Source organism: Mesorhizobium sp. CA6 (genome assembly GCF_020165035.1).
Classification (GTDB): Bacteria; Pseudomonadota; Alphaproteobacteria; order Rhizobiales; family Rhizobiaceae; genus Mesorhizobium.
In genome coordinates this window covers 283,040-306,575 of record NZ_JAIUHI010000006.1, presented here as the reverse complement: position 1 = coordinate 306,575, position 23,536 = coordinate 283,040, and the positions used below count along the sequence as shown (strand labels likewise).

The window sequence follows — 23,536 nt, the reverse complement described above, 5'->3', positions numbered from 1 at the left end:
TCGACCCCCACTCCGTCTCGGCTTCGCCGAGCCACCTCTCCCCCGATCGACGGGGGAGAGGAAAGGCGCCAAGCTTTGCCGTCAATGCTCGTCCAGCAAGGCTCCCTTCCTTTCCCTCCGGAGGGGGGAAAGGTGGCGCTGCGAAGCAGCGACGGATTGGGGGAAACACCTGGCAGTCAAGCCTCAGGCCTGATCAGTCGCGCCAGTCACAGAAGATGTGTGCAGAGCATAGCCCGCTTTGTGGGGCGAGGAACCCAGGCTTGCGAAGGCCGCGCGCTTGGCGATTGGGGAAGCGCCGCCGGCGATTACGCACGACGTCAGAGTGCCGCTACCCCTTATCGCCGCCGCTGCCCCACAGCGCGCGTTGCAGCAGGCCCCGCGCGCGCTTCTTCGGCGCGAGCTCGACATCGCTCACCAGCCGCGCCCCGCCCTCGCGCCTCTCCAGAGTGATCTTTCGCGTGTGGAAGGCTTCCAGTTCGGCGCGGTGCGCGACGCTGATGATGGTGACCTGGGGCAGCACCTTGATCACCGTGCGCATCATCTTGTCCTGGCTCTTCTCGTCCAGCGCCGAGGTCGCCTCGTCGAGCACCACGATGTCCGGCGCGTGCAGCAGCAGGCGGGCAAAGGCGAGACGCTGCTTCTCGCCGCCCGACAGCGTCTGGTCCCAGGGCGCCTCTTCCTCCAGCCGGCTCTTCAGATAGCCGAGGCCGACCTTGTCGAGGGCCGCATTGATCTCTTTCGTCTTCCAATTCTCGGCGGGGGCGGGATAGGCGGTGGCGCGGCGCAGCGTGCCGGACGGGATATAGGGGCGCTGCGGCAGCATGAAGAGGCGCTTGCCCGGGTGGAAATCGACGCTGCCGCTGCCCCAGGGCCAGAGGCCTGCGATAGCGCGCACCAGCGTCGACTTGCCCGAACCGGATTCGCCCGAGACCAGCACGCGCTCGCCAGGCGCAATCTCCACCTCGGTTTCCTTGACCACGGCGGTGCCGTCGTCGAGCGTCACGGAAACATTGTTGAGGCTTAGCATCGCGCCGTCTGCGGTCTCGCCGCGCTGGATGCGGCCGAGCTTGTCGTTCTCCTCGGCGCGCTCCAGCCCGTCCAGCGACATCATCAGCGAGGCGATGCGGTGGGCCGAGGCGTTCCAGTCGGCCAAGCGCGGATAATTGTCGACCAGCCAGCCGAAGGCGCCCTGCACGATGGCGAAGGCGGAGGCCGCCTGCATCACCTGGCCCAGCGTCATCGAGCCGTCGAGGAATTTCGGCGCGCACAGAAGCACCGGCACCACCGGCGCGAACAGGCTGGAGCCTTGCGAGACCAGTGCCGTGCGCATGTGCTGGCCGGTGAGCCGCGCCCAGCGGCCGAGCACGCCGGCGAAGGTGCGGTCGATGCCGGCGTTCTCCTCCTCCTCGCCGCCCAGCAGCGCGATGCTTTCACCATTCTCGCGCACGCGCGTCAGCACGTAGCGGAACTCGGCCTCGGCCTGGTTCTTGTCCTCGGAAAGCTGGACGAAGCGGCGGCCGATGGCGAACATCGAGGTCGAGGTGATCGCCGCGTAGATGACCGCGGTGACGACGAGGAAGCCGGGCACGGTGATGGTGGAACCGCCCAGCGAAAAGCTCAGCGCGCCGCCGATCGTCCACAGCACGACAATGAAGGTCGAGGCCGACAGGAAGGCGTTGAGGACGCCGGCGATGAAGTCGACCGGCGATTCGGTGGCGATGCGCAGATCCTCGGTCAGGCGGGCCTCGGGGTTGGCATGGTCGCCCTTGACGAGATTGAGCTGGTAGTAGCGGCCGCTGGCCAGCCAGCGCTGGACGACGGCCGTGGTCAGCCAGGAGCGCCAGCGGCGCTGCATGGTCATGCGCAGGTACACTTGCGCGACCACCAGGCTGATGCTGCCGGCGACCAGCGGCAGGAAGACGGCGCTCAACCAGTAGACGGTGTGCGCGTCGCGCAGCTCGATGGCGTCGAAGATCGCGCGGTTCCAGCGGTTGATGCCGTATTGGAAGCCGACATTGACGCAGATCAGCGTGAGCAGCCCGATCGTCAGCGGCCAGGCAAGCCTGTCGCCGCGCAAACCCCAATAGCCGCGCCCGCTGATCCAGAAGCGCCGCAGCAGATATCTCTTGCGCGCCCGCACGGCCTCTTCGGGGGAAAGCTCGGGATCCGGCTCGATCGCCTCGGGCGGCGGCGACCCGGCATGGCCGATGGCTTCCGGCGCGGCGTCGGCGGATGCCTTTTCTTCGGCCTCGCCGGCCTGCGGCTTGCGTTGCTGTGCCTTGTCGTCTTTCAGCCGGTCTTCGTGCCGTGTGTCTTCCCGCGCCCTCTCCACGCGCGGCTTCGGGGCGCCGCGCGGTTCCGACTGGCGCGGCTTGTCCTGGCGCGGCGGCGCCGAACGCGGCTTGCTTGCACCGCGCTGCGTGGCGCTGTCGGCCGGTTTCGGTTTGTGCTTGGCCGGGGACATCGCGCCACAACGGCCCAAAAATCAAAAGGTTTCACGCTGGCCGCGGCTACCCCGTCCTTCCGACGCCGGTTGCCCGCCAAGTCAATGAATGCCCTTGGCGGTGGCCAATCAGGCAGCGCTGCCGCTCTTGGGCGTGCGCCGCGGCTCGGAAAGGGCCTCGGTGGCGGAACTACCGGTCGCGTCGAAGGCGAGCGCATCGCCCAGGGGGAGCGCGGCCGAGAAAAGATAGCCTTGCCCAATCACGCAGCCCAGCGAGCGCAGGATCATACGGTCGGCGTCGGTCTCGACCCCCTCGGCCATCACCTCGATGCCCAGCGTCCGGCCGAGGCCGATCACCGCCTCGACCACGGCCTGGTCCTCGAGGGATTTCGCCAGGTCGCGCACGAAATCCTTGTCGATCTTGATCTTGCGGATGCGGCTGTCCTTGAGTGAAACCAGGGTCGAGAAGCCGGTGCCGAAATCGTCGAGCACGATCGATATGCCCGCATCCGCCAGGCGCCCGACCTTTTCGTCGACCCGGTCGCGGTCGACCGGCGCCTCCTCGGTGATCTCGATCTCGAGCATCGCGGCAGGCACGTCCTTGGCCTTCAGGCCGTCGAGGATCATGTCATCGACATTGCCGGCCTCGAGCTCGCGCGGCGAGAGGTTCATCGCGACGCGAACATCGCGGCGCCCATGCTTCACGAGCTCTGCGATGATAGCGCAGCAATTGAAGAACACCGTCTCGGTCAGAAGCGAAAGCAGCCCGGTTTCGCGCGCGGCAGTGACGATCTCGGGTGGCGAGATGGCGCCATGGACATCATGGTGCCAGCGCAGCAGCGCCTCGAAACCGACCACCGCGTTGGTATCGAGCCGCACCAAAGGCTGGAACCAGGAGCAGAGCGTGCCGGTTTCGATGGCGCCGCGCAGGTCGCGCTCGATGCAATTCTTGCGTTCCAGCGCGGCGTCCAGCCCGGCGTCGAAGAGACAATATTCGTTCCTACCGCCGCGCTTGGCGGCATAGAGCGCGAAATCCGCCTTGAGCAGCATCTCGGTCAGTCGCGGCTTTTCCGATTGGTAGATGCCGATCGAGGCGCCGACGCGCACCGAATTCAACTCCGGATCCGGGTTGGCGATGGCTGTGATGATGGCGGATGCAAGCTCGCCGGCCGCTTGCTGCGACCTGCCGGCGGAGAAAAGCAGCACGAACTCGTCGCCGCCGATGCGCGCGATCGTGGCACCTTGCGGAGCGTGGTCCTCGATCCGGCGCGCCACCCTGACCAAAAGGTCGTCGCCGATGTTGTGGCCATAGGTGTCGTTGACGGATTTGAAGCCGTCGAGGTCGATCAGCATGGCCACGAACGGGCCGTCGGAGAGCCCGAGCTTGGCAATCGCCTGCTCCAGCCCATAGCGGTTGAGCAGATTCGTCAGCGGGTCGCGCCTGGAGTTGCGCTCCATCTCGGCGGCGAACTCGCGCGCCTCGTATTTGAGCCGGCTTGTCTCGCGGAAGCGGAATTGCCCGAGCAGCGCGCTCCTGACCATGCCGCCAAGGAAAAGCAGCACGGTGAAGGCGAGCACGTAATTTTCAACGCCGCCCTTGGCAAGCACGCAGCCGGCGGCGGTGAGGAGCGGCAGGATAATGAAATTGATCGAAGCCGGCGCGTAGGAGGTGCCGTAGGTGACCGAACCGGCCGAAGTGCCGGCGAGCACGATCAGATAGAGCGGCGCCTGGCTGGTCGTGTATCCGTCGCTCAGCAGCGCCAGAAAAGACCAGGCGACGCCCGAGGCAAGCGCCATCAGGCCATAAAGCGAAAGCCGCGCGCCCACCGCCCTCGGGTTGTCGCCGGCGGCTTCCGATTGGGTGACGGCAAGCGCCACGCGCGCGCCGTTGATCAAGGCGATCGCCACGAACCACAGCACCGCGGCAAGGCCGCCCCCCGACAAGAGCTGCACCGCCAGGATCAAGGCCGAAAGCACCGTGCCGATCGGCATCGAGATGAAGACGCCCTTGCTCAGATCCGCAAGCTGGTCGCGCAGGATGCCGGCTTCCACGGCTTCGCTCCTTCCCTCGGAAGAGGGACCCGACACCAGCCGCTCGTCATGCCTTTTCATGTCTCTAATGGGTAGGCGAGCGGAATGAAAATCGTGTTAAGGATTTCAGCGGTTTACGTGGCATTTCTTGATTGAGTCTGGCCGATGCCGGAAGCTAAAAGAAAGCCGCGCGACGGCTCCCTATCAAGACGGGACCATCGGGCGACGGTTCTGGACTTTTGCGGAGCGTTGCGGGTGGACAGGACGAGCGTCGCCTTCGTCCGATCAGCCGCGACCTGCCGCAGGTGAAGGCGGGGAGATAGCGGCATTGATTTCGCGTAGGCCGATGGCCTATCCGAATTGATCGGCATGGCACGGCGCGAGAAAAAACCTATCGTGTTTGTGTGACCTGAAAAACCAATCGGAGCCCCAACCCATGACCCTGACCAATCGAGACATCGTCGAGCTTACCGAATGGCGGCGCAAGCTGCACCGGCAGCCGGAAATCTCGAATGAGGAGGAAAGGACCGCGAAGGAGGTGGTGAATTTCCTCGCCGATACCGGGCCGGACAAGGTGCTGACCGGGCTCGGCGGCCACGGCGTCGCGGCGGTCTATGACAGCGGGCAGGCCGGCCCGACGGTGCTGTTCCGCTCGGAGCTCGACGCGCTTCCGATCGCGGAGCTTTCGGGCGTCGCCCATGCCTCCGAGGTGCCGGGCAAGTCGCATATGTGCGGCCATGACGGGCACACCGCGATCCTGGCGGCGCTCGGCCGCCAGTTCGGACGCGAAAGACCGGCGCGCGGCCGCGTCGTCTTGATGTTCCAGCCGGCCGAGGAAACCGGCAATGGCGCGGCCGGGGTCGTCGCCGACCCGCGCTTTTCCGAGATCGCGCCGGACTTCGCGTTTTCGCTGCACAACCTGCCGGGCGTGCCGTTCGGCGAGGTGCGGCTGAAGGCCGGCACCGTCAACTGCGCCTCGCGCGGCATGCGCATCGTGCTCGAGGGCAAGACGGCGCATTCCTCGATGCCGGAAACCGGCACCTCGCCGATGCCGGCGGTGAGCGAGCTGATGCCGGCGCTGCCCGCGCTCGGGCGCGGGACCTTCACTGACGAGGATTTCGGCATGGTGACCGTCACCCATTGCGCGATGGGCGAAGCCGTGTTCGGCATCGCGCCCGGCTATGCCGAAGTGTGGGCGACGCTGCGCACCCGCCGCGACGAGCGCATGGCCGAGCAGGTCGCCGCCGCGGAGGCGCTTGCCAGGAAGATCGCCGCGAAGCACGGCCTTTCGGTGCGTTTCGACTATCACGAAATCTTCCTCGCCAGCGTCAATGCGCCGGACGCGGTCGAGCATCTCAACCGCGCGCTCGACGAGGAAGGCATCGCGCGCAGCGAAGCGGCGCTGCCGATGCGCGCCTCGGAGGATTTCGGTATTTTCGGCCACAATGCGAGGTCGGCGATGTTCTTCCTCGGCGCCGGCGAAAGGCATCCTTCCCTGCACAACCCCGACTATGATTTCCCGGATGATCTTATCCCGATCGGCTCGCGGATCTTCATGCGCGCGGCGCGCAATCTTTTGGGCTGAGCGGACGCCGATGATGAGCTGTCCGAACGACGCCGATCGCCATGCCGCCTAGTGTCGGGCCAGATTTCTTTGCCCGCGACGCGGTTATCGTCGCGCGCGCCCTGATCGGCGCCAGGCTTGGGCTCGCCGGCGTCGGCGGGATCATCGTCGAGACCGAGGCTTACCGGCCCGACGACCCCGCATCGCACAGCTTTCGCGGCCGCACGCCGCGCAACGCGCCGATGTATGGCGTGCCTGGCACGGCCTATGTGTATCGTTCCTACGGGCTGCATTGGTGCCTGAACGCGGTGTGCCTGCCGGGCAGCGCCGTGCTGATCCGCGCCATCCAGCCGCAATCCGGCATCGCCGCGATGCGCGAGCGGCGCGGAACGGATGACGACCGGCTGCTCTGCTCCGGTCCCGGCAAGCTCTGCCGGGCGCTCGGCGTCGACGCCTCGCAGAATGGGCTCTCGCTTACCGCGCCGCCGTTCGAGTTCGCCCGTTCCGAGGCCGACCCGGCCGCGATCCTCGCCGGTCGCCGGATCGGCCTCACCAAGGGCGTGGAAGCCGAGTGGCGCTTTGGCCTCGGCGGATCGGCCTATCTCAGCCGCAGGTTCTGAGCCGCGACCTATCCGTTCCCTGTCCCTGTCACGGATCATTCGCGGCCAGCGCGCGTTTGAAGACAGATGACGGAGGATCGGACAATGGCGACCGACAAATACGAACGCATCAAGCGCCGCGCCTACGAGATCTGGCAACGCAGCGGCGAAGCGAATGGCCAGGATGAGGAGCACTGGCATCAGGCCTGCGAGGAAATCGAGCGCGAGGACAACGGCTTGGGCGAACAGCCGGGTGCTGCGATGCCCGGCGCGGTCACGATACCGGCCGGCAATCCGGACCGGTCGGCGGCCGAGGCGCTGGCGCGCAAGGCCCTGGCAAATCGTCCGGACAAGCCGGCCGCCGACGATCCGGCGCCGAAGAAGCGCAGCCGGCGCAAAGGCTGACCCGGCCATGGTCAAAAACGTCGAACAGGCATTGGACGACGCGTTGCTGGCCATGCGCATGCTGCGCAAGTCGATCGTCGATCACGGCCATCTGGAAGCGATGGCCGATCTGGATGCCGTGATGGAAACCGCGATCGCCGCGGCGGAGCAAAAACGCATCGACATCGAGCGGAAAAAGTCGACGTGAGCAGCGATGCGGCCGCGATTCTCGGCGGCCGATCGTCCTGTCTCGGCCGCGGGCTCAAACTTCCCTGCTGTCGAAGAGGAACATCTGGACCCCCGATTCGTCGGGTGCGTAAAGCCGGCGGTCCGCCCCGGCCGCCTTTCCCTCCGGGCTTGCGAAAGCCCTCTTCATCGCTTCGAGATCGTCAAAATAAATTGTCCCGATCAGGTAGACATCGGATGGTCCGGCCACCGCCGTGATCGGCCCCTGGCTGACCTGGTATTTCCTCAGACCCGGGATCTTCTTGGCCAGCGGTATGTGCGTCTCGAAATAATGCTTGTCGAACGCCTCCGCGTCAGCGGGCTGCTTGTAGATGACGACCATTCCAGCCATTGCGGTTCTCCTTTTTCGTTGGGACGGAAGCAAGGACGAAATGGTGGGCGGAAACGGAACGGGACGTTGAAAAAATCTCGAGAGCGCCGAAGGACGACGATGGCGGCTATCCCGCCCTGCCCGTTGCTTTTCGCAGCTATCTCGGCAGCTATCTCGCTTGTGCGAAAGAGCGTTCTGTGTTCTCTCCGCCTTGAATTAGCAGGGACTCAAACGATGAGAATTGCGGTGGTCGTGGCGCTCTGCGCAGCAGTGGCTGGATGCGTGTCCTCTGCCGCGGATAATGGCGCTTCGCTGTCGCAGCAGGATCCGAAATGGTCCTCGCCGGAATGCCAGCAGGCCCGCGCCGCGGCATCGGACTACGCCCAGCGCGAGAAGGAGCATCCCGGCTGGGGGTTCGGCGTGCTGCTTGGCCCTTACAGCATGGGGATGGTAGCGGCGGTCAAGGAGCATGAGCACCAGCAGCGACGGCTTCTTGCCCGCCAGATGCACCTGCAATGCTCGAGCCAGCCGCTGCCGAAGGAGCTCGATTTCGATCCGGCAAGCTACGCGCCGAAGAAAACGCATTATCCATAGAGGAAGGACCGCGGGTTCCGCTTATTCTGGCAGCTCCGCCGCGGCCTTGCCATCGAATGCATAAGTGAGGATCGCCACACCCGTCGCGGTCGCGATCTGGCCGGACAGCTTCAGCATCGAGGGCGCCTGCCCTGGCTCGAAAAGACGCGAGCCAGCGCCCAGCACCAGAGGGTGGACCATCAGCACCATCTCATCGACAAGCCCGTGCCGCATCAGCGCGCGCAGCAGCTTGCCGCTGCCGAACACAATCAGCGCCTCGTCGTGACCTTGCTTCAGCGCGCGCACCGTCTCCCCGGCATCGCCGGCAAGCAGCGCCGAATTCTCCCAGCGCGGCTGATAGCCGGCGTCATGCGAAGTGACGAACTTCCGTGCGCCGGTCAGCGCCCTGGTCATCGGACTGGCCGGCTGACGAACAGCCCAGGCTTCGTGAAGATCCTCATAAGTCGTGCGACCGACGAGCAACGACCAACCGCCGGCCATGGCGCGTCCGATGGCCTCCTGCATCTTCGGGTCGCTGCCTGGATTACCCCAACCGCCGTGCGCAAAACCATTGCGTGTGTCTTCGTCGGCGCGCCCCGGCGCCTGGAAGACACCGTCCAGCGTCACATGCTCGATGGCGACGATGCTTGCCATTTCATCCTTCGCTCCAGGCTTTTAGTAACGGGCCGTCGCCGCCGAAGAGCGGATCCTTGTCGGGCCGGCCGACCTTCGGGATCGTGCGCAGCGCCTCGGCGTGCTGCTTGGGGTCGCGGCACAAATCATAGGTGCCGAAGGGCGGATAGGCGCCGACGACGAGAAGATCGGCCGAGCCGGACAGGCGCTGATGGCCGGTGCCGGCCGGCAGCACCGCAACGTCGCCCGCCTTGACCTCCAGCACTTTGCCCTTGTCGCCGCCGAAGCGGACCTCGGCGGCACCGCGCGCGATGCCCAGCACCTCGTGAATGCGCGAGTGATAGTGGACGAAGTCGTAGATGCCGTTGCGCCAGCTGTCGCCCCAGCCATTGGCGCCGAAAATATCCTCGAAAACGGCAGCCGGATCGCCTTCGTCCGGCAGCTGCACGGCGCCGGGATAGAAGAGCATCGGCCAGCGCGGATGGTTGGGCACCAGCCTGTCATCTGCGAAGCGGAAGGCGAGCGGTTCCTGTTTGTCGACAGATTGTGCCATCCTTGCGGTTTCCTGCATGGTCTTAATGGGACCTAACGGTTTCCCGCGGGTTTTGCTCCGGCCAGTCTGAGGAGGTCACAATGGCTGCATTTCGTCTTTCGGCAATCGGCCTTTTTGCATCGGCATTTGCCTTTGCCGCCGTCGCCGCCGGCAACGCCGAGACGAATGGCGGTGATCGTCGCAGCGCTTCGGCATCGAAACTGATCTAGGCCTGCCGCAGGCACATTCAGTCCGTAGCAAACCGCCGCGTGGGGCGCCACCGATTGATAGATTGCGTTCGGCTTCTAACTGAATTATAGATGTCGTACGTAATCTAAAATATGGAGGTCGACGATGCGCGTGAGCCGCATTCAGGCTGAGCAGAACCGGCAAACCGTGATCGATGTCGCAAGCCGGCTTTTTCGAGAGCACGGCTTTGACGGTATCGGCCTTAAGGATTTGATGAAGGGCGCCGGGCTGACCCAAGGCGCTTTCTATAAGCAGTTCGCATCAAAGGAGGACCTTGCGGCGCAAGCTTCCAGGCGCGCGATGGAGAGCGCTGCCGACAGATGGACGGCGGCGACCGCAGCGAATCCCAGCGATCCGCTTGGGGCGGTGATCGAGTTCTATCTCAGCATGGGCCATCGCGAGGAAAGGATGGACGGCTGCCCGGTTGCGGCGCTCGGGTCGGATGTGGCCAGACAGGGGACCGAGGTAAAAGCGTCATTCGAAGTCGGCATCAAAGCATATCTTGAAGTGCTCGGCAGGATGATTGCCAGGACTGAGAACGAGGAAACCGGTGAAAAAGCCATGGCCGTCCTCTCGACGATGGTCGGTGCGGTGGTTCTCTCGCGCGTCGTCAATGATCCCGATCTCGCCCAAGCCTTTCTGGATGCAGCGGCCGAACAGGTTCGCGACACCGTCAGCGTCTGACCGGCGCGGGCTGGCCACTCAGATCGATAGGAGAATAGATGCGACGGATTGTTGTCACGGGGATGGGCGCGGTCACGCCCCTTGCCGCAAATATCGAGGCGTCGTGGTCACGTCTCCTGGCCGGCCGCTCGGGCATTCGAAGGCTTCCTGAGGACATGGTGGAAACCCTGCCGACAAAGATCGGCGGAACGGTTCTTTCCCTGGAGGAGGATCCCGAAGCCGGTCTCGATGCGAATGCCTTCCTGGCGCCAAAGGATCAGCGCAAGATCGATCGCTTCATCCTATTCGCGCTGGCGGCGGCGGAAGAGGCGCTTGCCCAGGCGGGATGGAAGCCGGAGTCGGAAAAGGATCGGCTTCGCACCGCGACGATCATTGCTTCAGGTATCGGAGGGTTCCCCGCCATAACCGAGGCGGTGCGGACCGTCGACCAGCGCGGCGTTCGGCGTCTTTCGCCGTTCACAGTGCCGTCTTTCCTGGTGAACCTCGCCGCCGGCCACATCACGATCCGTTACGGCTTCAAGGGCCACATCGGCGCGCCGGTAACGGCATGCGCCGCCGGCATCCAGGCGATCGGCGATGCGGCGCGCATCATCCGCGCCGATGAAGCCGACATCGCCGTGTGCGGCGGCACGGAAGCGTGCATGAACGTCGTCAGCCTGGGCGGCTTCGCCGCGGCGCGCTCGCTTTCAACCTCCTTCAATCACCGTCCCGATCAGGCCTCGCGTCCGTTCGACATGACGCGGGATGGTTTCGTCATGGGCGAAGGCGCCGGCATCCTAGTCATCGAGGAATTGGGCCATGCGCTGGCGCGCGGCGCGAAACCGCTCGCCGAGGTCGTCGGCTACGGCACGACGGCGGATGCCCATCACGTCACGTCCGGTCCTGAGGATGGGGATGGCGCGCGCCGCGCGATGGAGATCGCGATTGCCCAGGCCGGCATTTCACCGCGCGAGGTCCGCCATCTCAACGCGCACGCGACCTCCACGCCGGTGGGCGATCTGGGAGAAATCGAAGCGATCAAAACCGTCTTCGGCACGGATTTCTCCATAGCCGTCAGCGGAACGAAGTCGGCGACCGGACACCTGCTCGGAGCCGCCGGCGGAATTGGCGCGATCTTCACCATCCTGGCGCTGAGGGACCAGGTGGCGCCGCCGACCCTCAATTTGAGCGTCCCCGATCCGGCCGGCGACGGAATAGACTTCGTCGCAAACCGGGCCCGGCCGATGGAGATGGACTACGCGATCGCCAACGGCTTCGGCTTCGGCGGCGTCAATGCCAGCGTGCTGTTCCGGCGCTGGGACGGGCACGGCGTAAACGGTCGAGCCGCTCGTGATTGACGCTCTTTGCTCCAGCGTTTCCTGCTTTTCCAGTCCAACCCAAAGAAAGTGATCTCCATGAACAGGACCAATCCTGGCGTCGCCATTGTCACAGGGGCATCCAGCGGAATCGGGCACGCAACGGCCAAGGCCCTGCAGAGCGCCGGCTTTCGCGTGTTCGGAACCAGCCGTCGCGCGGTCTCCAAGAAAACCGACGGTATTACCATGCTGACCTGCGACGTGACCGATGACGCGTCCGTTGCGAAGCTGGTCGATGAGGTGCTGGCCGATGCCGGGCGCATCGACGTGCTGGTCAACAATGCCGGCATCGGCCTGCTCGGCGGCGCGGAGGAATCCTCGACTGCACAGGCCCAGGCTCTGTTCGACGTGAACGTCTTCGGTGTCATCCGGATGATCAACGCGGTGCTGCCGGTCATGCGACGTCAAGGAAAGGGCAGGATCGTCAACTTGAGCTCAGTGCAGGGGTTCATCCCCGCCCCCTATTTCGCGCTTTATTCGTCGACCAAACATGCCGTTGAAGGCTATTCCGAATCGCTTGATCACGAAGTGCGGCCGTTTGGAATTCGCGTCGCATTGGTCGAGCCGGCCTATACCCGGACTTTGTTCGAAGACAATCTGGCCAGGCCGGACCAGGTGCTCGATGTCTATGATGCCGCGCGCGCCGGCATGACCACAGCCGTGCGTAAGGCGATGGAAAAAGGCGATACACCCGAAGTGGTGGCCAACACCGTTGTGGCGGCTGCGATCGATCCCGCTCCGAAGCGGCGCTATGCGGCGGGAAAGACAGCGCGCCAAGTCAGTTTCCTGCGCCGTTTCGTCCCCGCATCGGCATTCGACAAGAGCCTGCGAAAGCAGCTCGGGCTGCCGGCCTGACAACGGAGCCTTTCACTCCAGCCGCCCTGCCTCCAGGTCAAAACGCCGGCAGCAATTAGCTGTTCGTCACTGACCGCATATAAGCATTCCCTATTGCAATCCCCGGAAGAAAAAGGTTGTTTAGAATCTCCGGGGGAAACGAAATCGTGAATAGAGGCGTGGTGCGGCTTCTTCCGAAGCCCAAGGTTTCAATATTCATTTGCGGATGCGGGCATACGGGGTCAACTTTGCTCGCCCGGATACTGGCTGCGCATCCGGAAATTTTCTCTATCCGCCGCGAGACAAGCGCGTTTGTCTCAAGCGATGGGGCGCGATGGACCAAGCTAAGCGCGGTTTTGCTGCAGGCAGCCATTTCACGCCGCAGCGTCTGGGTCGAAAAGACCCCGAACCATATCCACTATACGAGGCAGATCATCGAGACGATCCCGGGCGCGCGCTTCATCGTCGTCACGCGCGACGGCAGGGACATCGTGGCCTCGCTCGGGCAGCGTTACGAGGGCGATTTCGACAAGGCTTTCCAAAGATGGATCGCCGACAGCAAGGCCTCGATGGAGCGTATCGAAAAGGGCGAAAGCATCCTGTGGCGTTATGAGGACTTCGTCGAATCGCCTGCGCTTTCCATCGAACGGCTATGCCGCTTCATCGGCGTGGCCTTCGATCCAGGCATTCTGAACTATCACCAGCAGCCCGTCATATGGGGGCGCGAAAAGGCGGTGCGCACGCCGCATTCCGCTCGCCGGCACGCCCAGGTGAACCAGCCGATCACCGACTATCGGGGCAGCTGGCGATCCAGCCTGCCTATGGAAGTGGCTTGCCGTTTCGATGCCGGCGAAGCGCGGGAAATCATGGGCTATTTCGGATACGCGCAAGCCTAGCGTCCGGCGGGTGTCGATCACCAGACCTAAGCGTAGTCGAGAAGCGACCTTTTGTGCTGCGACAGATCGGAAGCAACTGTCCGAGAAGCAGCAGCCTGCGCCGACGTATTGGCGAGCGCCCGCGCCTGCCATGAAATGAGCAACGTCTTCAGCATGGATTTGGGCGCGCCCAACGGGCCGGTAATCAGCAGCGAGCCTCGAGAACTGGTGGCGGCCCGACTGATCCGCGAATTCGCACAATGGCCGGCTGCCGCGGCCGATCGCATAAAAGTCCAGGAAATTCGACCAATGCCGATCCGGCCAACCCCGGGAACGCTTATCGCAGGCCAAACTCGACGATGCGCCGATAAAGACGCTTGACTCACCCTCCCCCTTACGGACAAGTTGCGTTGTCAGACATCTTACATACGAGAGGGAGGTTTCGTGAGGAGATTTATCGCTTGTTTCGCGCTGGCTGCCGGCGCGCTCGCATTTGCGTCGGCAGCGCGGGCGGGAGAAACCCTGGATCGCGTCACAACCAAGAAGGCCATGGTGGTCGCGACCAACAGCGGTTGGCCACCGCAGAGCTTTCTCGACGAGAGCAACCAGTTGGTCGGTTTCGATATCGACGTCTCGAAAGAGATCGCCAAACGGCTCGGCGTCGAGGTCAGCTTCGAGACGCCCGATTGGGCGACCATGACCGGCGGCCACTGGCAGGGCCGCTATGATCTCGGCGTCGGCTCGGTGACGCCGACCAAGGCCCGGGCGAGGGTGATCGATTTCGCCGGCATCTATTACTACAGCCCTTATGTCTATGTGGTCCACAAGGACAGCAAGGCGAAATCCGTGGACGATCTGAACGGCAAGGTGATCGGCGTCGAGACCGCCACCACGTCGGAAGATTTCATCCGCCGCCAATTGGAGATCGACGCTCCCGGCCTTCCGCCTGTCGAATACAAGCTCCAGCCTGGCGAGATCCGGACTTTCGCGGATTCCATGCTGCCCTTCGACGATTTGAGACTGGGGGACGGCGTGCGGCTCGACGCGGTCATCGCGCCCGAGCAGACCGCTCAAAACGCCATCAAGAACGGTTACCCGCTGCGCATTCTCGAGGGCGACTACGCCTTCCGCGAGCCGCTGGTGGTGATCGCCGACAAAGGCGATGCCGAGTGGACCACCAAGATCGGCGGCATCATCGACCAGATGAAGAAAGACGGCACGCTCGCCACGCTGACCACCAAGTGGTACGGCAAGAACTACAGCGCCGATTGACGCTCATCGCGGGCGGCCCCTCAAGGCCGCCTGCTCCATCAGAACCCATCATGACCTATCCCGACACCTACTATCGACGCACACTTGCCGACGAGAAGGTCAGACCACCGCTCGCGGGTCCGGCCGAATGCGACACGGTCATTGTCGGCGGCGGACTGGCCGGTCTGACGACGGCGCTGCAGCTGGCGCGCGCCGGGCAACAGGTCGTGCTGCTCGAAGCCGAGAGCATCGGCTTCGGCGCCTCGGGCCGCAACGGCGGCTTCGTCAGCCCCGGCTTCGCGACCGGCAGCGACAAGATCGCCGCGATGGCCGGCGCGGCGGCGGCACGAGAGCTGCATCGGCTGTCGATCGAAGGCGTCGATTTCGTGCGGCAGACGATCAAGGATCTCGACATCACGGCAGCGAAGCCTCGCCCCGGAATCATGGGCGTGCTGCGCCACGACGGCGGCGCCGAACTGAAGGCTCATGCAGAGAAACTGGCGCGGGATTTTGAGTATCCGCTCGAATATCTCGAGCGCGACCAGGTGCGCGCTGTGCTGCGTTCCGAGCGCTACTACCAAGGCCTGCGCGATGGCAACGCCTTCCACATGCATCCGCTGAACTATCTGCGCGCCATCGGGGCGGAGATCGAGCGGCTGGGCGGCAGGATTTACGAGGGCTCCAGCGCGATCGAGGCTAAACTCGATGGCCCGCACAAGACGCTACGCACCGCAAGCGGCGAAGTACGCGCGCGGCAAGCGGTGTTTGCCACCGGCGGCTATACAGGACCGCTGGTCGGCCGGCTGAAGCGGGCCATGTTGCCGATCGCGACCTATGTGATGCTGAGCGAGGAAGCCCCCGATCTCATCGCCGGCGCCATCGCGACGACGGATGCCGTCGGCGACAACCGCCGGGCCGGCGACTACTACCGTGTGGTGGAGGATGGAAAGCGGCTGCTCTGGGGCGGGCGCATCACCACGCGGGCCGCTTCGCCGGCGGCGCTGGCCAGGGAATTGCGCCGGGAGATGGTTGGAACCTACCCCCAGCTCGCTGCGCTCAAGACCGAACTCGCCTGGTCGGGGCTGATGGCCTACGCCCGCCACCTGATGCCCCAGATCGGGCAACTGCAGCCAGGCGCCTGGTATCTCACCGCGTTTGGCGGGCACGGCATCAACACGACGGCCATAGCCGGCAAGGTGGTCGCCGAGGCGGTACTCGGCCAATCGGACCGCCACCTTCTGTTCGCGCCGTTCGGACTGGCCTGGGCGGGCGGGCCGGTAGGGCTTGCCGCGGCGCAACTCGCCTATTGGAAGCTGCAGGCGCAAGATTGGTGGCGCGAACGAGCCCGCTAACCAGAAGGGAGATCGACAGGTGATCGGCAGACTGCTGCTCAACTATCCGGACGCCGCGCGCCGCATCGGCCTGTGCCTGGCGCTCGCCGCTTTCGCCGCGGGCCTCTACGGTCTCGGCATCAAGGCAGACTGGATCGGCAAGCTGATCCCGAGCTCGATCGAATGGCTTGCGGCCAATCCCGTGGTGGCGCGAGCCGTCTCAGCGGTGCTGATCGCGCTGATCGTGGCCGCCAACTGGAAGGCGCTGCAGCAACTCGGGCGCAAGCAGCAGATCGTGGCGGTATGGATCGAGCTGTTCGTGCTGCTGATGCTGTTCTTCTATTCCTTTGATCTGTCCTTTTCTTTCATCGCCCGGAAGATCGGTTTCCTCATCTCGCAGGGCGTGGTGACCACGCTCTACATCTCCGCCATTTCGATCGCCATCGCGACAGTCATCGCCTTCATCGGCGCCATAGCCAAGCTCTCCAAGAACGGCATCGTCTATGGCCTGGCAACGTTCTACACTTCGCTGTTCCGCGGGCTGCCGCTGCTGATGCAGATCTACATCATCTATCTCGGCCTGCCGCAGGTCGGTTATGTGATCGGGGCCGTGCCTGCCGGGATCATGGCGCTGTCGCTTTGCTACGGCGCCTATATGACCGAGATTTTCCGTGCCGGCATCGAAAGCATCCCGCGCGGCCAGACGGAAGGCGCCACCGCACTTGGCCTCAGCCCCAACCAGACGATGTTCCTGGTGATCCTGCCGCAGGCGATGCGCGTCATCGTGCCGCCGACGGGCAATCAGTTCATCGCGATGCTGAAGGATTCCTCCCTGGTCTCGGTGGTCGGGGTCTGGGAGATCATGTATCTGGCGCGCACGCAGGGCCAGACCGAGTTCCGGCATATCGAGATGCTGATCACCGCCTCGATGATCTATTGGCTGTTGTCCATCGGGCTTGAATTCCTGCAGTCCCGCATCGAGGAACGGTTCGGGCGCTCGCTCAAACGCTGAGCTTCAATGGGGCATCCCCTCCTGGGGAAAGCCGCCGAGATGGCAGCAGGCCAGAGCGGCATGATCGCGGCCGTTTTCGAGGCATTGCACCAGCGGCTTCCTCGCCAGCCAGGCATGCAGGAAACCGGCGATGAAACTGTCGCCGGCGCCGGTCGTGTCGACGACCTCGACCGGGCGGATGCCGGTCTCGGCGCGCTCGCGGGCCGTCAGCGCCATCGACCCCTCGGCACCGCGCATGACGACGGCGCAGCCTGCGCCGCGCGACAGGAGATCCGCGGCCATCGCTTCGGCCGCGTCGCGATTTTGGCCGGTCGAGCAGAAAACTATGCTCAAACGCTCCACACCGAGATCGGCGGGATCGGCGTTGACCGAGATGTCCTGCGAGACGCTGACGCCGGCCCGCGACAGGCGCCTGCGCAAGGCGCCGCCATCGTCCAGCCAGCCGATATGGACGTGATCCATCGTCCCCAGGATCGCCAGTTCGGCCTCGTCCGGCGCATAGCCGGCGCAGGCGCCGAAATCCTCGGCGGCAATCAAACGCTCGCCGGACGGCAAGACTTTGATGTCGGTCCAGGCGGTGTTGCGCTGGTCTACGCGCAGGTGCTTGACCGCCACCCGATTGGCTTCGAGCTCAGCGCGGGTGCGTTCGCCCTCGGCGTCGCGGCCGACCGCGCCGAAATAGAAGCTGTTATGGCCAAGCCGCGCGAGCTGGACGGCAACGTTGAGTGCGTTGCCGCCGACCAGCGAGCGGCCGATCGGCGCTCCGAGGCGATCGATGCAGTTGTCGCCGACGGCGGCAAATCGAAGGCTGCTCATATCCTGCGCTGCACGATCAAGCTGACGCCGAGGGCTAGGCTCAATAGGCAACGCGCTTATAGTAGCGGCGCGTCGTCAGCGGGTGGTTACGGATCACCTCGAGATGCGCGCTGACCCGTTCGAGCGCTGTCGCGAGCACGATCGGCGAAACCAGCGCGCGCACATCCGGCGAAATGCCGGGCAGTTCAAAATCGGCCGTGTCGAGCACCGTCAACTTGTCCGTATAGGCAGGCGCGAATTTCTCGACGCGATCGGCCAGCGGCCGGGCGCTGTCCTCGCCCTTGAAGAGCACGACGCTGACGTCCTTGTCTACCAGCTCCAGCGTGCCGTGGAAAAAGTCGGAGGCATGCACGGGGCGGGTCCGGATCCACTGCATCTCCTCCAGGATGCACATGCCGTAATACCAGGCCTGCGGCCAGACATTCCCGGCGCCGGTTATGATGTGATAGTCGGAGGCGGCCAGTTTTTGCGCGAAGCCGGCGGCTTCCTGTTCATAGCTCCGCTTCACCTCCAACAATAGTCGCGGCAACTGCTCCAGTTCGGCGAAAATCCGTTCGGATTCGGCGAGCTCGCCGCGATGCTTCAGCACTGCAAGCGCGATGAAGAGCGACTGGAGATAGAAGGACTCGCAGGACGTGTCGTCCTCGGCGAAGTTGACGAAGACATGGTCCCCGCCCTTGCCGAGCGGCGTCTCCCCATGTCCGACCAGTGTGATCACCGTCGCCCCGACGTCCTTGATCCGGGACAGCAATGCCACGCTCTCCTTCGTGGTGCCGGAGAGCGAGGGCAACACGACGATCGATTTGTCGGTCAGGTGCACGGATTGGACCAGCTGCAGTTCGGCGGTGATGTCGACGAAGGCCGGAAAGCCAGATCGGCGCTGCAGCAGTTGCGCCGCCGGATGCATCAGGATCGCTGCACCGCCGGTGCCGAGAAAGAAGATGTTTTGCGCCTCGGCGGCGAGGCACTGCGCCACAACGGCTTCAATGCGCTCGCGCAAGGCCACCGCCCCCGATTGGATGCGCACAAACCGGGCTTCATCGAAATTGAGCATCGTTCCCTCGATCAGTTAAGTTGTAAGACAACTGACATCTGCGGGAGCACATTTCAAGAGAAATTTTGCGGATAGGCTCGCCTGCGTTGCCTACACGACGTGCGGTCGCCACGGCATGCCTCCGCTTGACCCGGGCGCGATTGTCCGACAACAAAGGGAGAGTTGGCACAATGGGGAAGAGGGACGTGGACGAGCCGCTTCGGGATGCGCGCACATTGGCGGTTCAGCTGCGCGACCGCATGGCCGACCTCATCAGGACCGAAGGGCTCAAGCCCGGCGACCGGCTGCCAACGGAATCCCAGCTGACGCAGCGCTTCCGCATCTCGCGCCCTGCCCTGCGCGAAGCGCTGAAGCTTCTCGAACAGGACGGCATCATCTCCGTCACTCATGGTCTCGGCCGCTTCGTGACCGCGAACTCCGCCGTCCAGGTCGACCGTCCAATCACGGTGTTCGAAAGCGTGACCGACATGTCGCGCCACTATGGCTACAACACCGTCAACAAGGTTCTTTCCATCGCCGAGGAAACGCCCGATCCATTGATCCAGCAGCAATTGCGGTTAGCGGACGGAGAGCGCGTCATCCGGCTTGAACGGCTGCGGCTGCACAACGATCTGCCCCTCATCTATTCACTCGACTACGTACCGCGCAGCCTTTTGCCGGGGCGCCTTTTCGACATCGAATGGAGCGGCTCGCTGCTCGCCCTGCTGGAAAAGCACCGCCATCAGCCGCGTATGTCGGCCGCCTCCGTTGCAGCCGTAACGCTGCCCGACGAAATCGTGCAGCGCAACGACTTGCGCGACTTCGGGCCAGCCCTGCTCATTACGGAAACCTGTTTCGATGGGAGCGGAACCCCGGTCGTCCATGCCGCCGTCTATCACCGCGGCAGCCATTTCACCTTCAGCTTCGCACGAAAGTGAAAGCTCAAAGGGTGGCGATGACCAGTGTCAGGTGCCATGCAGATATCGAAGGCCGTGACTAGCGCGGGAGCAGCCGAGAGACCTTGAGCCGCGGCGCGAAGAAACAGCGCAGATAGGGCTGGTTGGTTATGACGTAATGGTTCTCGCAGATATGGTATCGGCCGTCCGGCGATTCCTGCACGCGGTCTGGCGGGATGTTGAAGCCATCGGGAAGATAGACATAGCCGCCGTCGGCCCCGGATTGCACGGCAGACTCGGGGATGGGGCGGCAATCCGTGCCGCCGCAGCATTTGAAGTTGGTTACCGGGTCGACCTTGTTTTCGTACCAGTCATGAGCATCGGCGCATGTCGCGGCGACAATCCACATGGCTGTGACGATGACCCTTCGCATGGCGTTCCTCGACGGTGCGGAGGCGCTGCTCATTCGAGCATCATCTATATTAGCGTTCCGCCGAAAACGCCATTGCTCGGCGAAGGTCTGGAAGGCGGCGCCCAGCCTTGCAGACGGCAATAGGTGAAGCCGGAACCTTCAAACCAAGGTCCGGCTCTGCCGCTCACACCAGCCTTTGCCCGCCGTCGATGTGGACGGTCTCGCCGGTCATGAACTCGTTCTGCATCAGGTAGAGATAGGCCGGCGCGATATCGGCGGGACTGGCGATCTTTCCGACCGGCAGTCGGGCACCCATCTGCTCGAAATAGCCTGATTTGGCGGCGCCGACGATCTCGTCCCACATTTCGGTATCCACCCAACCGGGCGAGACGATGTTGACGCGGGTTGGCGCAAGTTCCAGCGCCAGCGCCCGGGCGAAATAGGTGAAGGAGCCGGCGACGGCCGCGACGACAGAGCCGCCGGGGACCGGCGGACGGTCCTTGTTGATGCCGGAGGTGAAGATCATCGAGCCAGCCTTGTTCAGCGTGCGCACAGCGTGCTTGGCCAGCATCACTGCGCCGATCAGCTTGCCGTCGACAAATTGGCGCACGAAATCCATGTCGGTCTCGCCGATCGGATAATTGGGCGGCGGCGTGCCGGCCGTCGCCACCAAATGATCGAAAGCGCCGGCTTGCTCGAACAAGCCGGACACCTCGGCCTCATTGGCCATGTCGGCGGCGATGCCTGTCACGCGCCCTGCCCCGCCGAGCCGCTTTTCGGCGGCCTTCAGCTTTTCGGCCGAACGGCCGGCGATCACCACCTCCGCGCCGCTTTCAAGCGCCGCTGCCGCGACGCCGAAGCCGATGCCGGAGCTGCCGCCGACGACAATGATCTTCTTTCCGTTGAGCGATGTCATGGGGAGATTGGTCATGGGTCTTCTCCGTCCGCGATGGGTTCAAAATCAGGCGCGGCCGGCGTGGGCTGCTTCGATATCGGCGAGGATGATCTTCTTCATCGAATACATCGCCTGACGCGCCCGGTCGGCCTTGGCGCGGTCGGGGTCGTTCATCAGGCGCAGCGCCGGTTCGGGAATGACCTGCCAATAGACGCCGAACTTGTCCTTCAGCCAGCCGCAGGGCTGCTCCGAGCCGCCGCCGGCGGTCAGCGCGTTCCAAAAATAATCGGTTTCGGCCTGGTCCTTGGTTTCGATGTAGAGCGAAATCCGCTCGTTGAAGGGCGGCACGCCGCCGGCGTTGAGTGCGGTAAAGCACTGGCCTTCGAGCTCGAAATCGAAGATCGCATGCGGCTTGTCGGTGAACTCGATGGTCCGCAGCGCGCGGCTGTTCTTGAAAACCGAGAGATAGAAATCTCGCGCGGCTTCGGCATCGAGGTTGAACCAGAGGAAGGGATGAACGGTGGCCATGATGTCCTCGCAGATTTGATCTTAAGTGAGTATTGATCACAAATTCTGTGAGGATTTTTGATTGGAAGAGGCTCGACGGACAAACCAAAATTTGGCAAGTATTTGTTACCATAACTCACAAATGGCTTTGTCGTCATGGCCCGGAGACTGCCGCCGCTCAACGCCTTGCCGGCCTTCGAGGCCGCTGCACGGCATTTGAATTTTTCGCGGGCCGCCGACGAGCTCAACCTCACCCATGGCGCGATCAGCCGGGCGATAAAACATCTGGAGGATCAGCTCGGCGTGCAGCTCTTTGAGCGCGCGACGCGTTCGGTGCGACTCACCCCAGTCGGCGAGCCTTATGCGGTTGCCGTGCGCGAGGCGCTCGACCAGCTCGCGCTGGCGACGCAAACCGCAACCTCGCGCCATTCCGGCTCGACGCTCAACGTCAGCACCTCGGACGGCTTCGCCGGAAAATGGCTGGTGCCGAGGCTCTACCGCTTTCATCGCGCGCATGGCGATATCGACGTGCGCGTCTCGACCACCGGGCGATTGACCAATTTCCGCGGCGACGGCATCGACGTCGCCATCCGCTACGGCGCCGGCCACTATCACGGGCTGACGTCGGAGTTTCTCACCGGCGAGGAAGTCTTTCCGGTCTGCAGCCCGAAGCTTCTGGAAGGGCCGCATCCACTCAAGCAGCCGCAGGACCTCAAGCACCACACGCTAATCCGCGATGGCTACCGCATCGACTGGGCCGCGTGGCTGGCCAGCGCCGGCGTCGAAGGCGTCGACCCGAATAGCGGGCTCACTTTCGATTCAGCCACTTTCGCGGTGGAGTCGGCCGTGCAGGGCGAAGGCGTGGTGCTCGGCCGGACCATGCTCGTCTCGGCCGACCTCGCCACCGGCAGGCTAGTGCGGCCCTTCGACCATGCGCTGAAGGCGGTCTCCAGCTTCTATCTGGTCTACCCGCCGGAGGCGATCCGCCAGCGCAAGGTGAAGGCGTTTCGCGATTGGCTGTTTTCGGAGATCGAGCCGCTTTAACGGGCGAGCTCCGGGCTCGACAGCCAAAAGCCGGACGGCTTTCCGCCAGCTCGATTCGCCTTGCGAGGACCGCTGGGCGGATAATGCCGCCGCGGAGCGCCTAGCCAGTCAAAACCGAGTTGAAACTTTCGGCGGCCCTTCTAGTTCGGTTGGAAGGAGGATCTTTGATATGACTGAACCCGGTGAAGGGAGTTCCCACGGTCGAATTGACGACAAGCAGCTCGTCATTCTGCTGAAAGAGAAAACCGGCATCTCGGAGGCTCAAGCCAGAAGGCTGATAAAGGCCGTTGGGCGCGACCGACCATCGCTTCTGCGAGAAGCACGCATCATAAGGGCGCGTGTTCAGACGTCCACCTCAAGCCGCGTGTGACCGGCTGAATGCGGCGGATGCCCGCCGGACCTGGCGGCGGCATTTCGCGACCGGCTGCTTCGAAGATCGACCCGGCTGAAGCAAAGCTCGCCGGAAATTCCCTGCTTGCGAAGACGTGCTTGTTGCGCGATGCTCCGCAAAATGGCTGGCGAATATCTGGACCACAAACTGGAATGCCCGTTTTGCGGCACCATTCGTCTGCAGATCCCGGCCGATGCCCAGCCAGCAACACCGATCCATTGCGCCGAGTGCGGCGCATATCTCGGCACGTGGGACGAGCTTCAAACCGACTTCGAGCAGCAAGGCGGTACCGACGGCGTGTTCCGGCTGGATAAGGGACGTATCCAGAAGCTTAATTCCAGCCGATGATTAGCCGCAGCTGACGCAGCCGTCCGGGCTCAGAAAAGCGCCCAACAGGGCAACCGACGGCATGGGCGGGGGGGTGTTGGGGAGCCGCCGGTTACCAGGACAAGGGGCCATGGAATAAGAAAATGCGCAGGCCCTGAGACCATAATGCCAGTTCTCTGCATTCATGGGAACTGGTTTCCAGCTTAAAATTCAAACATATATGGAGAAAGCGCACACTCGTGATGATCTTCGTGCGGCTCCTCGCGACAGGAACCACATCGGCCGTGCCGCGTCATAGAGACAGGCTCT

At 63.9% G+C, this 23,536-nt stretch carries 26 protein-coding genes; 16 read left to right on the top strand and 10 right to left on the bottom strand.

Features of this window, described 5'->3' with window-relative positions; genetic code table 11:
- Positions 1 to 328: 328 nt before the first annotated feature.
- Positions 329 to 2,464: an ABC transporter ATP-binding protein/permease gene (locus tag LB526_RS12000; RefSeq protein ID WP_224627772.1), complete on the bottom strand. Its 2,136-nt coding sequence runs from the start codon at positions 2,462 to 2,464 to the stop codon at positions 329 to 331.
- Positions 2,465 to 2,572: 108 nt separating this feature from the next.
- Positions 2,573 to 4,555 (bottom strand): putative bifunctional diguanylate cyclase/phosphodiesterase, encoded by a 1,983-nt coding sequence (locus LB526_RS11995; protein ID WP_224627770.1) that lies wholly within the window; start codon positions 4,553 to 4,555, stop codon positions 2,573 to 2,575.
- A 355-nt stretch (positions 4,556 to 4,910) separates the two neighbouring features.
- Here LB526_RS11995 and LB526_RS11990 point away from each other — a divergent pair, with 355 nt between their 5' ends.
- From LB526_RS11990 to LB526_RS11975, 4 genes are all read left to right on the top strand, one after another.
- Positions 4,911 to 6,059 carry an amidohydrolase gene (locus LB526_RS11990; RefSeq protein ID WP_224627768.1) on the top strand — a complete coding sequence of 383 codons (1,149 nt, stop codon included), beginning with the start codon at positions 4,911 to 4,913 and terminating at the stop codon, positions 6,057 to 6,059.
- Between the two features lie 41 nt (positions 6,060 to 6,100).
- Positions 6,101 to 6,658 carry a DNA-3-methyladenine glycosylase gene (locus tag LB526_RS11985; protein WP_224627766.1) on the top strand — a complete coding sequence of 186 codons (558 nt, stop codon included), beginning with the start codon at positions 6,101 to 6,103 and terminating at the stop codon, positions 6,656 to 6,658.
- 84 nt (positions 6,659 to 6,742) lie between these two features.
- Positions 6,743 to 7,042: a DUF2934 domain-containing protein gene (locus LB526_RS11980; protein WP_224627764.1), complete on the top strand. Its 300-nt coding sequence runs from the start codon at positions 6,743 to 6,745 to the stop codon at positions 7,040 to 7,042.
- Between the two features lie 7 nt (positions 7,043 to 7,049).
- Positions 7,050 to 7,229, top strand: coding sequence for a hypothetical protein (locus tag LB526_RS11975; RefSeq protein ID WP_140847661.1), 180 nt, complete (start codon positions 7,050 to 7,052; stop codon positions 7,227 to 7,229).
- 54 nt (positions 7,230 to 7,283) lie between these two features.
- Here the strand turns inward: LB526_RS11975 and LB526_RS11970 are convergent, their stop codons facing one another.
- A complete protein-coding gene (locus tag LB526_RS11970; protein WP_224627762.1) occupies positions 7,284 to 7,598 on the bottom strand; it encodes an EthD family reductase in 315 nt (104 codons plus the stop codon).
- Between the two features lie 213 nt (positions 7,599 to 7,811).
- Between LB526_RS11970 and LB526_RS11965 the strand changes: the two genes are divergently transcribed.
- On the top strand, positions 7,812 to 8,171 hold the full coding sequence (locus LB526_RS11965; RefSeq protein ID WP_224627760.1) for a hypothetical protein: 360 nt from the start codon (positions 7,812 to 7,814) through the stop codon (positions 8,169 to 8,171).
- 21 nt (positions 8,172 to 8,192) lie between these two features.
- On the opposite strand, the gene LB526_RS11960 is transcribed toward LB526_RS11965, so the two are convergent.
- Together LB526_RS11960 and LB526_RS11955 are read right to left on the bottom strand one after the other, a co-directional pair.
- A complete protein-coding gene (locus LB526_RS11960) occupies positions 8,193 to 8,804 on the bottom strand; it encodes a dihydrofolate reductase family protein (protein ID WP_224627758.1) in 612 nt (203 codons plus the stop codon).
- Between the two features lies 1 nt (position 8,805).
- Positions 8,806 to 9,336, bottom strand: a complete 531-nt coding sequence (locus LB526_RS11955) for a cupin (RefSeq protein WP_224627755.1) — start codon at positions 9,334 to 9,336, stop codon at positions 8,806 to 8,808.
- Between the two features lie 80 nt (positions 9,337 to 9,416).
- On the opposite strand from LB526_RS11955, the gene LB526_RS29595 reads away from it, so the two are divergent.
- The 8 genes from LB526_RS29595 to LB526_RS11920 all read left to right on the top strand — a co-directional run bounded on the left by LB526_RS29595 (position 9,417) and on the right by LB526_RS11920 (position 16,906).
- Positions 9,417 to 9,545 carry a hypothetical protein gene (locus LB526_RS29595; RefSeq protein WP_263483225.1) on the top strand — a complete coding sequence of 43 codons (129 nt, stop codon included), beginning with the start codon at positions 9,417 to 9,419 and terminating at the stop codon, positions 9,543 to 9,545.
- Positions 9,546 to 9,669: 124 nt separating this feature from the next.
- On the top strand, positions 9,670 to 10,248 hold the full coding sequence (locus tag LB526_RS11950) for a TetR/AcrR family transcriptional regulator (protein WP_224543914.1): 579 nt from the start codon (positions 9,670 to 9,672) through the stop codon (positions 10,246 to 10,248).
- 38 nt (positions 10,249 to 10,286) lie between these two features.
- Positions 10,287 to 11,585 (top strand): beta-ketoacyl-ACP synthase II, encoded by a 1,299-nt coding sequence (gene fabF / locus LB526_RS11945; RefSeq protein WP_224543917.1) that lies wholly within the window; start codon positions 10,287 to 10,289, stop codon positions 11,583 to 11,585.
- 57 nt (positions 11,586 to 11,642) lie between these two features.
- Positions 11,643 to 12,458: an oxidoreductase gene (locus LB526_RS11940; protein ID WP_224543919.1), complete on the top strand. Its 816-nt coding sequence runs from the start codon at positions 11,643 to 11,645 to the stop codon at positions 12,456 to 12,458.
- A gap of 146 nt (positions 12,459 to 12,604) precedes the next feature.
- Positions 12,605 to 13,333 carry a sulfotransferase gene (locus LB526_RS11935; RefSeq protein WP_318013261.1) on the top strand — a complete coding sequence of 243 codons (729 nt, stop codon included), beginning with the start codon at positions 12,605 to 12,607 and terminating at the stop codon, positions 13,331 to 13,333.
- A 423-nt stretch (positions 13,334 to 13,756) separates the two neighbouring features.
- Positions 13,757 to 14,584 (top strand): transporter substrate-binding domain-containing protein, encoded by an 828-nt coding sequence (locus tag LB526_RS11930; RefSeq protein ID WP_224543921.1) that lies wholly within the window; start codon positions 13,757 to 13,759, stop codon positions 14,582 to 14,584.
- A gap of 50 nt (positions 14,585 to 14,634) precedes the next feature.
- Positions 14,635 to 15,915 carry an NAD(P)/FAD-dependent oxidoreductase gene (locus LB526_RS11925; protein ID WP_224543922.1) on the top strand — a complete coding sequence of 427 codons (1,281 nt, stop codon included), beginning with the start codon at positions 14,635 to 14,637 and terminating at the stop codon, positions 15,913 to 15,915.
- Between the two features lie 19 nt (positions 15,916 to 15,934).
- Positions 15,935 to 16,906 (top strand): amino acid ABC transporter permease, encoded by a 972-nt coding sequence (locus LB526_RS11920; protein ID WP_224543923.1) that lies wholly within the window; start codon positions 15,935 to 15,937, stop codon positions 16,904 to 16,906.
- A 3-nt stretch (positions 16,907 to 16,909) separates the two neighbouring features.
- On the opposite strand, the gene LB526_RS11915 is transcribed toward LB526_RS11920, so the two are convergent.
- Together LB526_RS11915 and LB526_RS11910 are read right to left on the bottom strand one after the other, a co-directional pair.
- The gene (locus LB526_RS11915) at positions 16,910 to 17,722 is read right to left on the bottom strand and encodes a PfkB family carbohydrate kinase (protein ID WP_224543924.1); all 813 of its coding nucleotides are present in this window, start codon (positions 17,720 to 17,722) and stop codon (positions 16,910 to 16,912) included.
- Between the two features lie 40 nt (positions 17,723 to 17,762).
- The gene (locus LB526_RS11910; protein ID WP_224543925.1) at positions 17,763 to 18,776 is read right to left on the bottom strand and encodes an SIS domain-containing protein; all 1,014 of its coding nucleotides are present in this window, start codon (positions 18,774 to 18,776) and stop codon (positions 17,763 to 17,765) included.
- 185 nt (positions 18,777 to 18,961) lie between these two features.
- On the opposite strand from LB526_RS11910, the gene LB526_RS11905 reads away from it, so the two are divergent.
- On the top strand, positions 18,962 to 19,693 hold the full coding sequence (locus LB526_RS11905) for a GntR family transcriptional regulator (RefSeq protein ID WP_224524681.1): 732 nt from the start codon (positions 18,962 to 18,964) through the stop codon (positions 19,691 to 19,693).
- A gap of 58 nt (positions 19,694 to 19,751) precedes the next feature.
- Here the strand turns inward: LB526_RS11905 and LB526_RS11900 are convergent, their stop codons facing one another.
- The 3 genes from LB526_RS11900 to LB526_RS11890 all read right to left on the bottom strand — a co-directional run bounded on the left by LB526_RS11900 (position 19,752) and on the right by LB526_RS11890 (position 21,486).
- Positions 19,752 to 20,117 (bottom strand): hypothetical protein, encoded by a 366-nt coding sequence (locus LB526_RS11900; protein WP_224627752.1) that lies wholly within the window; start codon positions 20,115 to 20,117, stop codon positions 19,752 to 19,754.
- Between the two features lie 130 nt (positions 20,118 to 20,247).
- Positions 20,248 to 20,994, bottom strand: coding sequence for an SDR family oxidoreductase (locus LB526_RS11895; protein ID WP_224524684.1), 747 nt, complete (start codon positions 20,992 to 20,994; stop codon positions 20,248 to 20,250).
- Between the two features lie 30 nt (positions 20,995 to 21,024).
- Entirely contained in the window at positions 21,025 to 21,486 is a 462-nt protein-coding gene (locus tag LB526_RS11890; RefSeq protein WP_224524686.1) for a VOC family protein, read from the bottom strand.
- A gap of 135 nt (positions 21,487 to 21,621) precedes the next feature.
- Between LB526_RS11890 and LB526_RS11885 the strand changes: the two genes are divergently transcribed.
- Positions 21,622 to 22,509 (top strand): transcriptional regulator GcvA, encoded by an 888-nt coding sequence (locus LB526_RS11885; protein WP_224607449.1) that lies wholly within the window; start codon positions 21,622 to 21,624, stop codon positions 22,507 to 22,509.
- A gap of 511 nt (positions 22,510 to 23,020) precedes the next feature.
- Positions 23,021 to 23,248, top strand: a complete 228-nt coding sequence (locus LB526_RS11880; protein ID WP_095768463.1) for a hypothetical protein — start codon at positions 23,021 to 23,023, stop codon at positions 23,246 to 23,248.
- Positions 23,249 to 23,536: the final 288 nt, after the last annotated feature.

Bases quoted from the DNA above. Each gene is read 5' to 3' on its own strand.
- LB526_RS11890 (WP_224524686.1), bottom strand. From the start codon at position 21,486: ATGGCCACCGTTCATCCCTTCCTCTGGTTCAACCTCGATGCCGAAGCC.
- LB526_RS11985 (WP_224627766.1), top strand. From the start codon at position 6,101: ATGCCGCCTAGTGTCGGGCCAGATTTCTTTGCCCGCGACGCGGTTATC.
- LB526_RS11990 (WP_224627768.1), top strand. From the start codon at position 4,911: ATGACCCTGACCAATCGAGACATCGTCGAGCTTACCGAATGGCGGCGC.
- LB526_RS11980 (WP_224627764.1), top strand. From the start codon at position 6,743: ATGGCGACCGACAAATACGAACGCATCAAGCGCCGCGCCTACGAGATC.
- LB526_RS11955 (WP_224627755.1), bottom strand. From the start codon at position 9,336: ATGGCACAATCTGTCGACAAACAGGAACCGCTCGCCTTCCGCTTCGCA.
- LB526_RS11900 (WP_224627752.1), bottom strand. From the start codon at position 20,117: ATGAGCAGCGCCTCCGCACCGTCGAGGAACGCCATGCGAAGGGTCATC.
- LB526_RS11925 (WP_224543922.1), top strand. From the start codon at position 14,635: ATGACCTATCCCGACACCTACTATCGACGCACACTTGCCGACGAGAAG.
- LB526_RS11885 (WP_224607449.1), top strand. From the start codon at position 21,622: ATGGCCCGGAGACTGCCGCCGCTCAACGCCTTGCCGGCCTTCGAGGCC.
- LB526_RS29595 (WP_263483225.1), top strand. From the start codon at position 9,417: ATGGCTGCATTTCGTCTTTCGGCAATCGGCCTTTTTGCATCGGCATTT.
- LB526_RS11915 (WP_224543924.1), bottom strand. From the start codon at position 17,722: ATGAGCAGCCTTCGATTTGCCGCCGTCGGCGACAACTGCATCGATCGC.
- LB526_RS11950 (WP_224543914.1), top strand. From the start codon at position 9,670: ATGCGCGTGAGCCGCATTCAGGCTGAGCAGAACCGGCAAACCGTGATC.
- LB526_RS11910 (WP_224543925.1), bottom strand. From the start codon at position 18,776: ATGCTCAATTTCGATGAAGCCCGGTTTGTGCGCATCCAATCGGGGGCG.
- LB526_RS11970 (WP_224627762.1), bottom strand. From the start codon at position 7,598: ATGGCTGGAATGGTCGTCATCTACAAGCAGCCCGCTGACGCGGAGGCG.
- LB526_RS11960 (WP_224627758.1), bottom strand. From the start codon at position 8,804: ATGGCAAGCATCGTCGCCATCGAGCATGTGACGCTGGACGGTGTCTTC.
- LB526_RS11940 (WP_224543919.1), top strand. From the start codon at position 11,643: ATGAACAGGACCAATCCTGGCGTCGCCATTGTCACAGGGGCATCCAGC.
- LB526_RS11880 (WP_095768463.1), top strand. From the start codon at position 23,021: ATGGCTGGCGAATATCTGGACCACAAACTGGAATGCCCGTTTTGCGGC.
- LB526_RS12000 (WP_224627772.1), bottom strand. From the start codon at position 2,464: ATGTCCCCGGCCAAGCACAAACCGAAACCGGCCGACAGCGCCACGCAG.
- LB526_RS11995 (WP_224627770.1), bottom strand. From the start codon at position 4,555: ATGAAAAGGCATGACGAGCGGCTGGTGTCGGGTCCCTCTTCCGAGGGA.
- LB526_RS11965 (WP_224627760.1), top strand. From the start codon at position 7,812: ATGAGAATTGCGGTGGTCGTGGCGCTCTGCGCAGCAGTGGCTGGATGC.
- LB526_RS11975 (WP_140847661.1), top strand. From the start codon at position 7,050: ATGGTCAAAAACGTCGAACAGGCATTGGACGACGCGTTGCTGGCCATG.
- fabF (WP_224543917.1), top strand. From the start codon at position 10,287: ATGCGACGGATTGTTGTCACGGGGATGGGCGCGGTCACGCCCCTTGCC.
- LB526_RS11895 (WP_224524684.1), bottom strand. From the start codon at position 20,994: ATGACCAATCTCCCCATGACATCGCTCAACGGAAAGAAGATCATTGTC.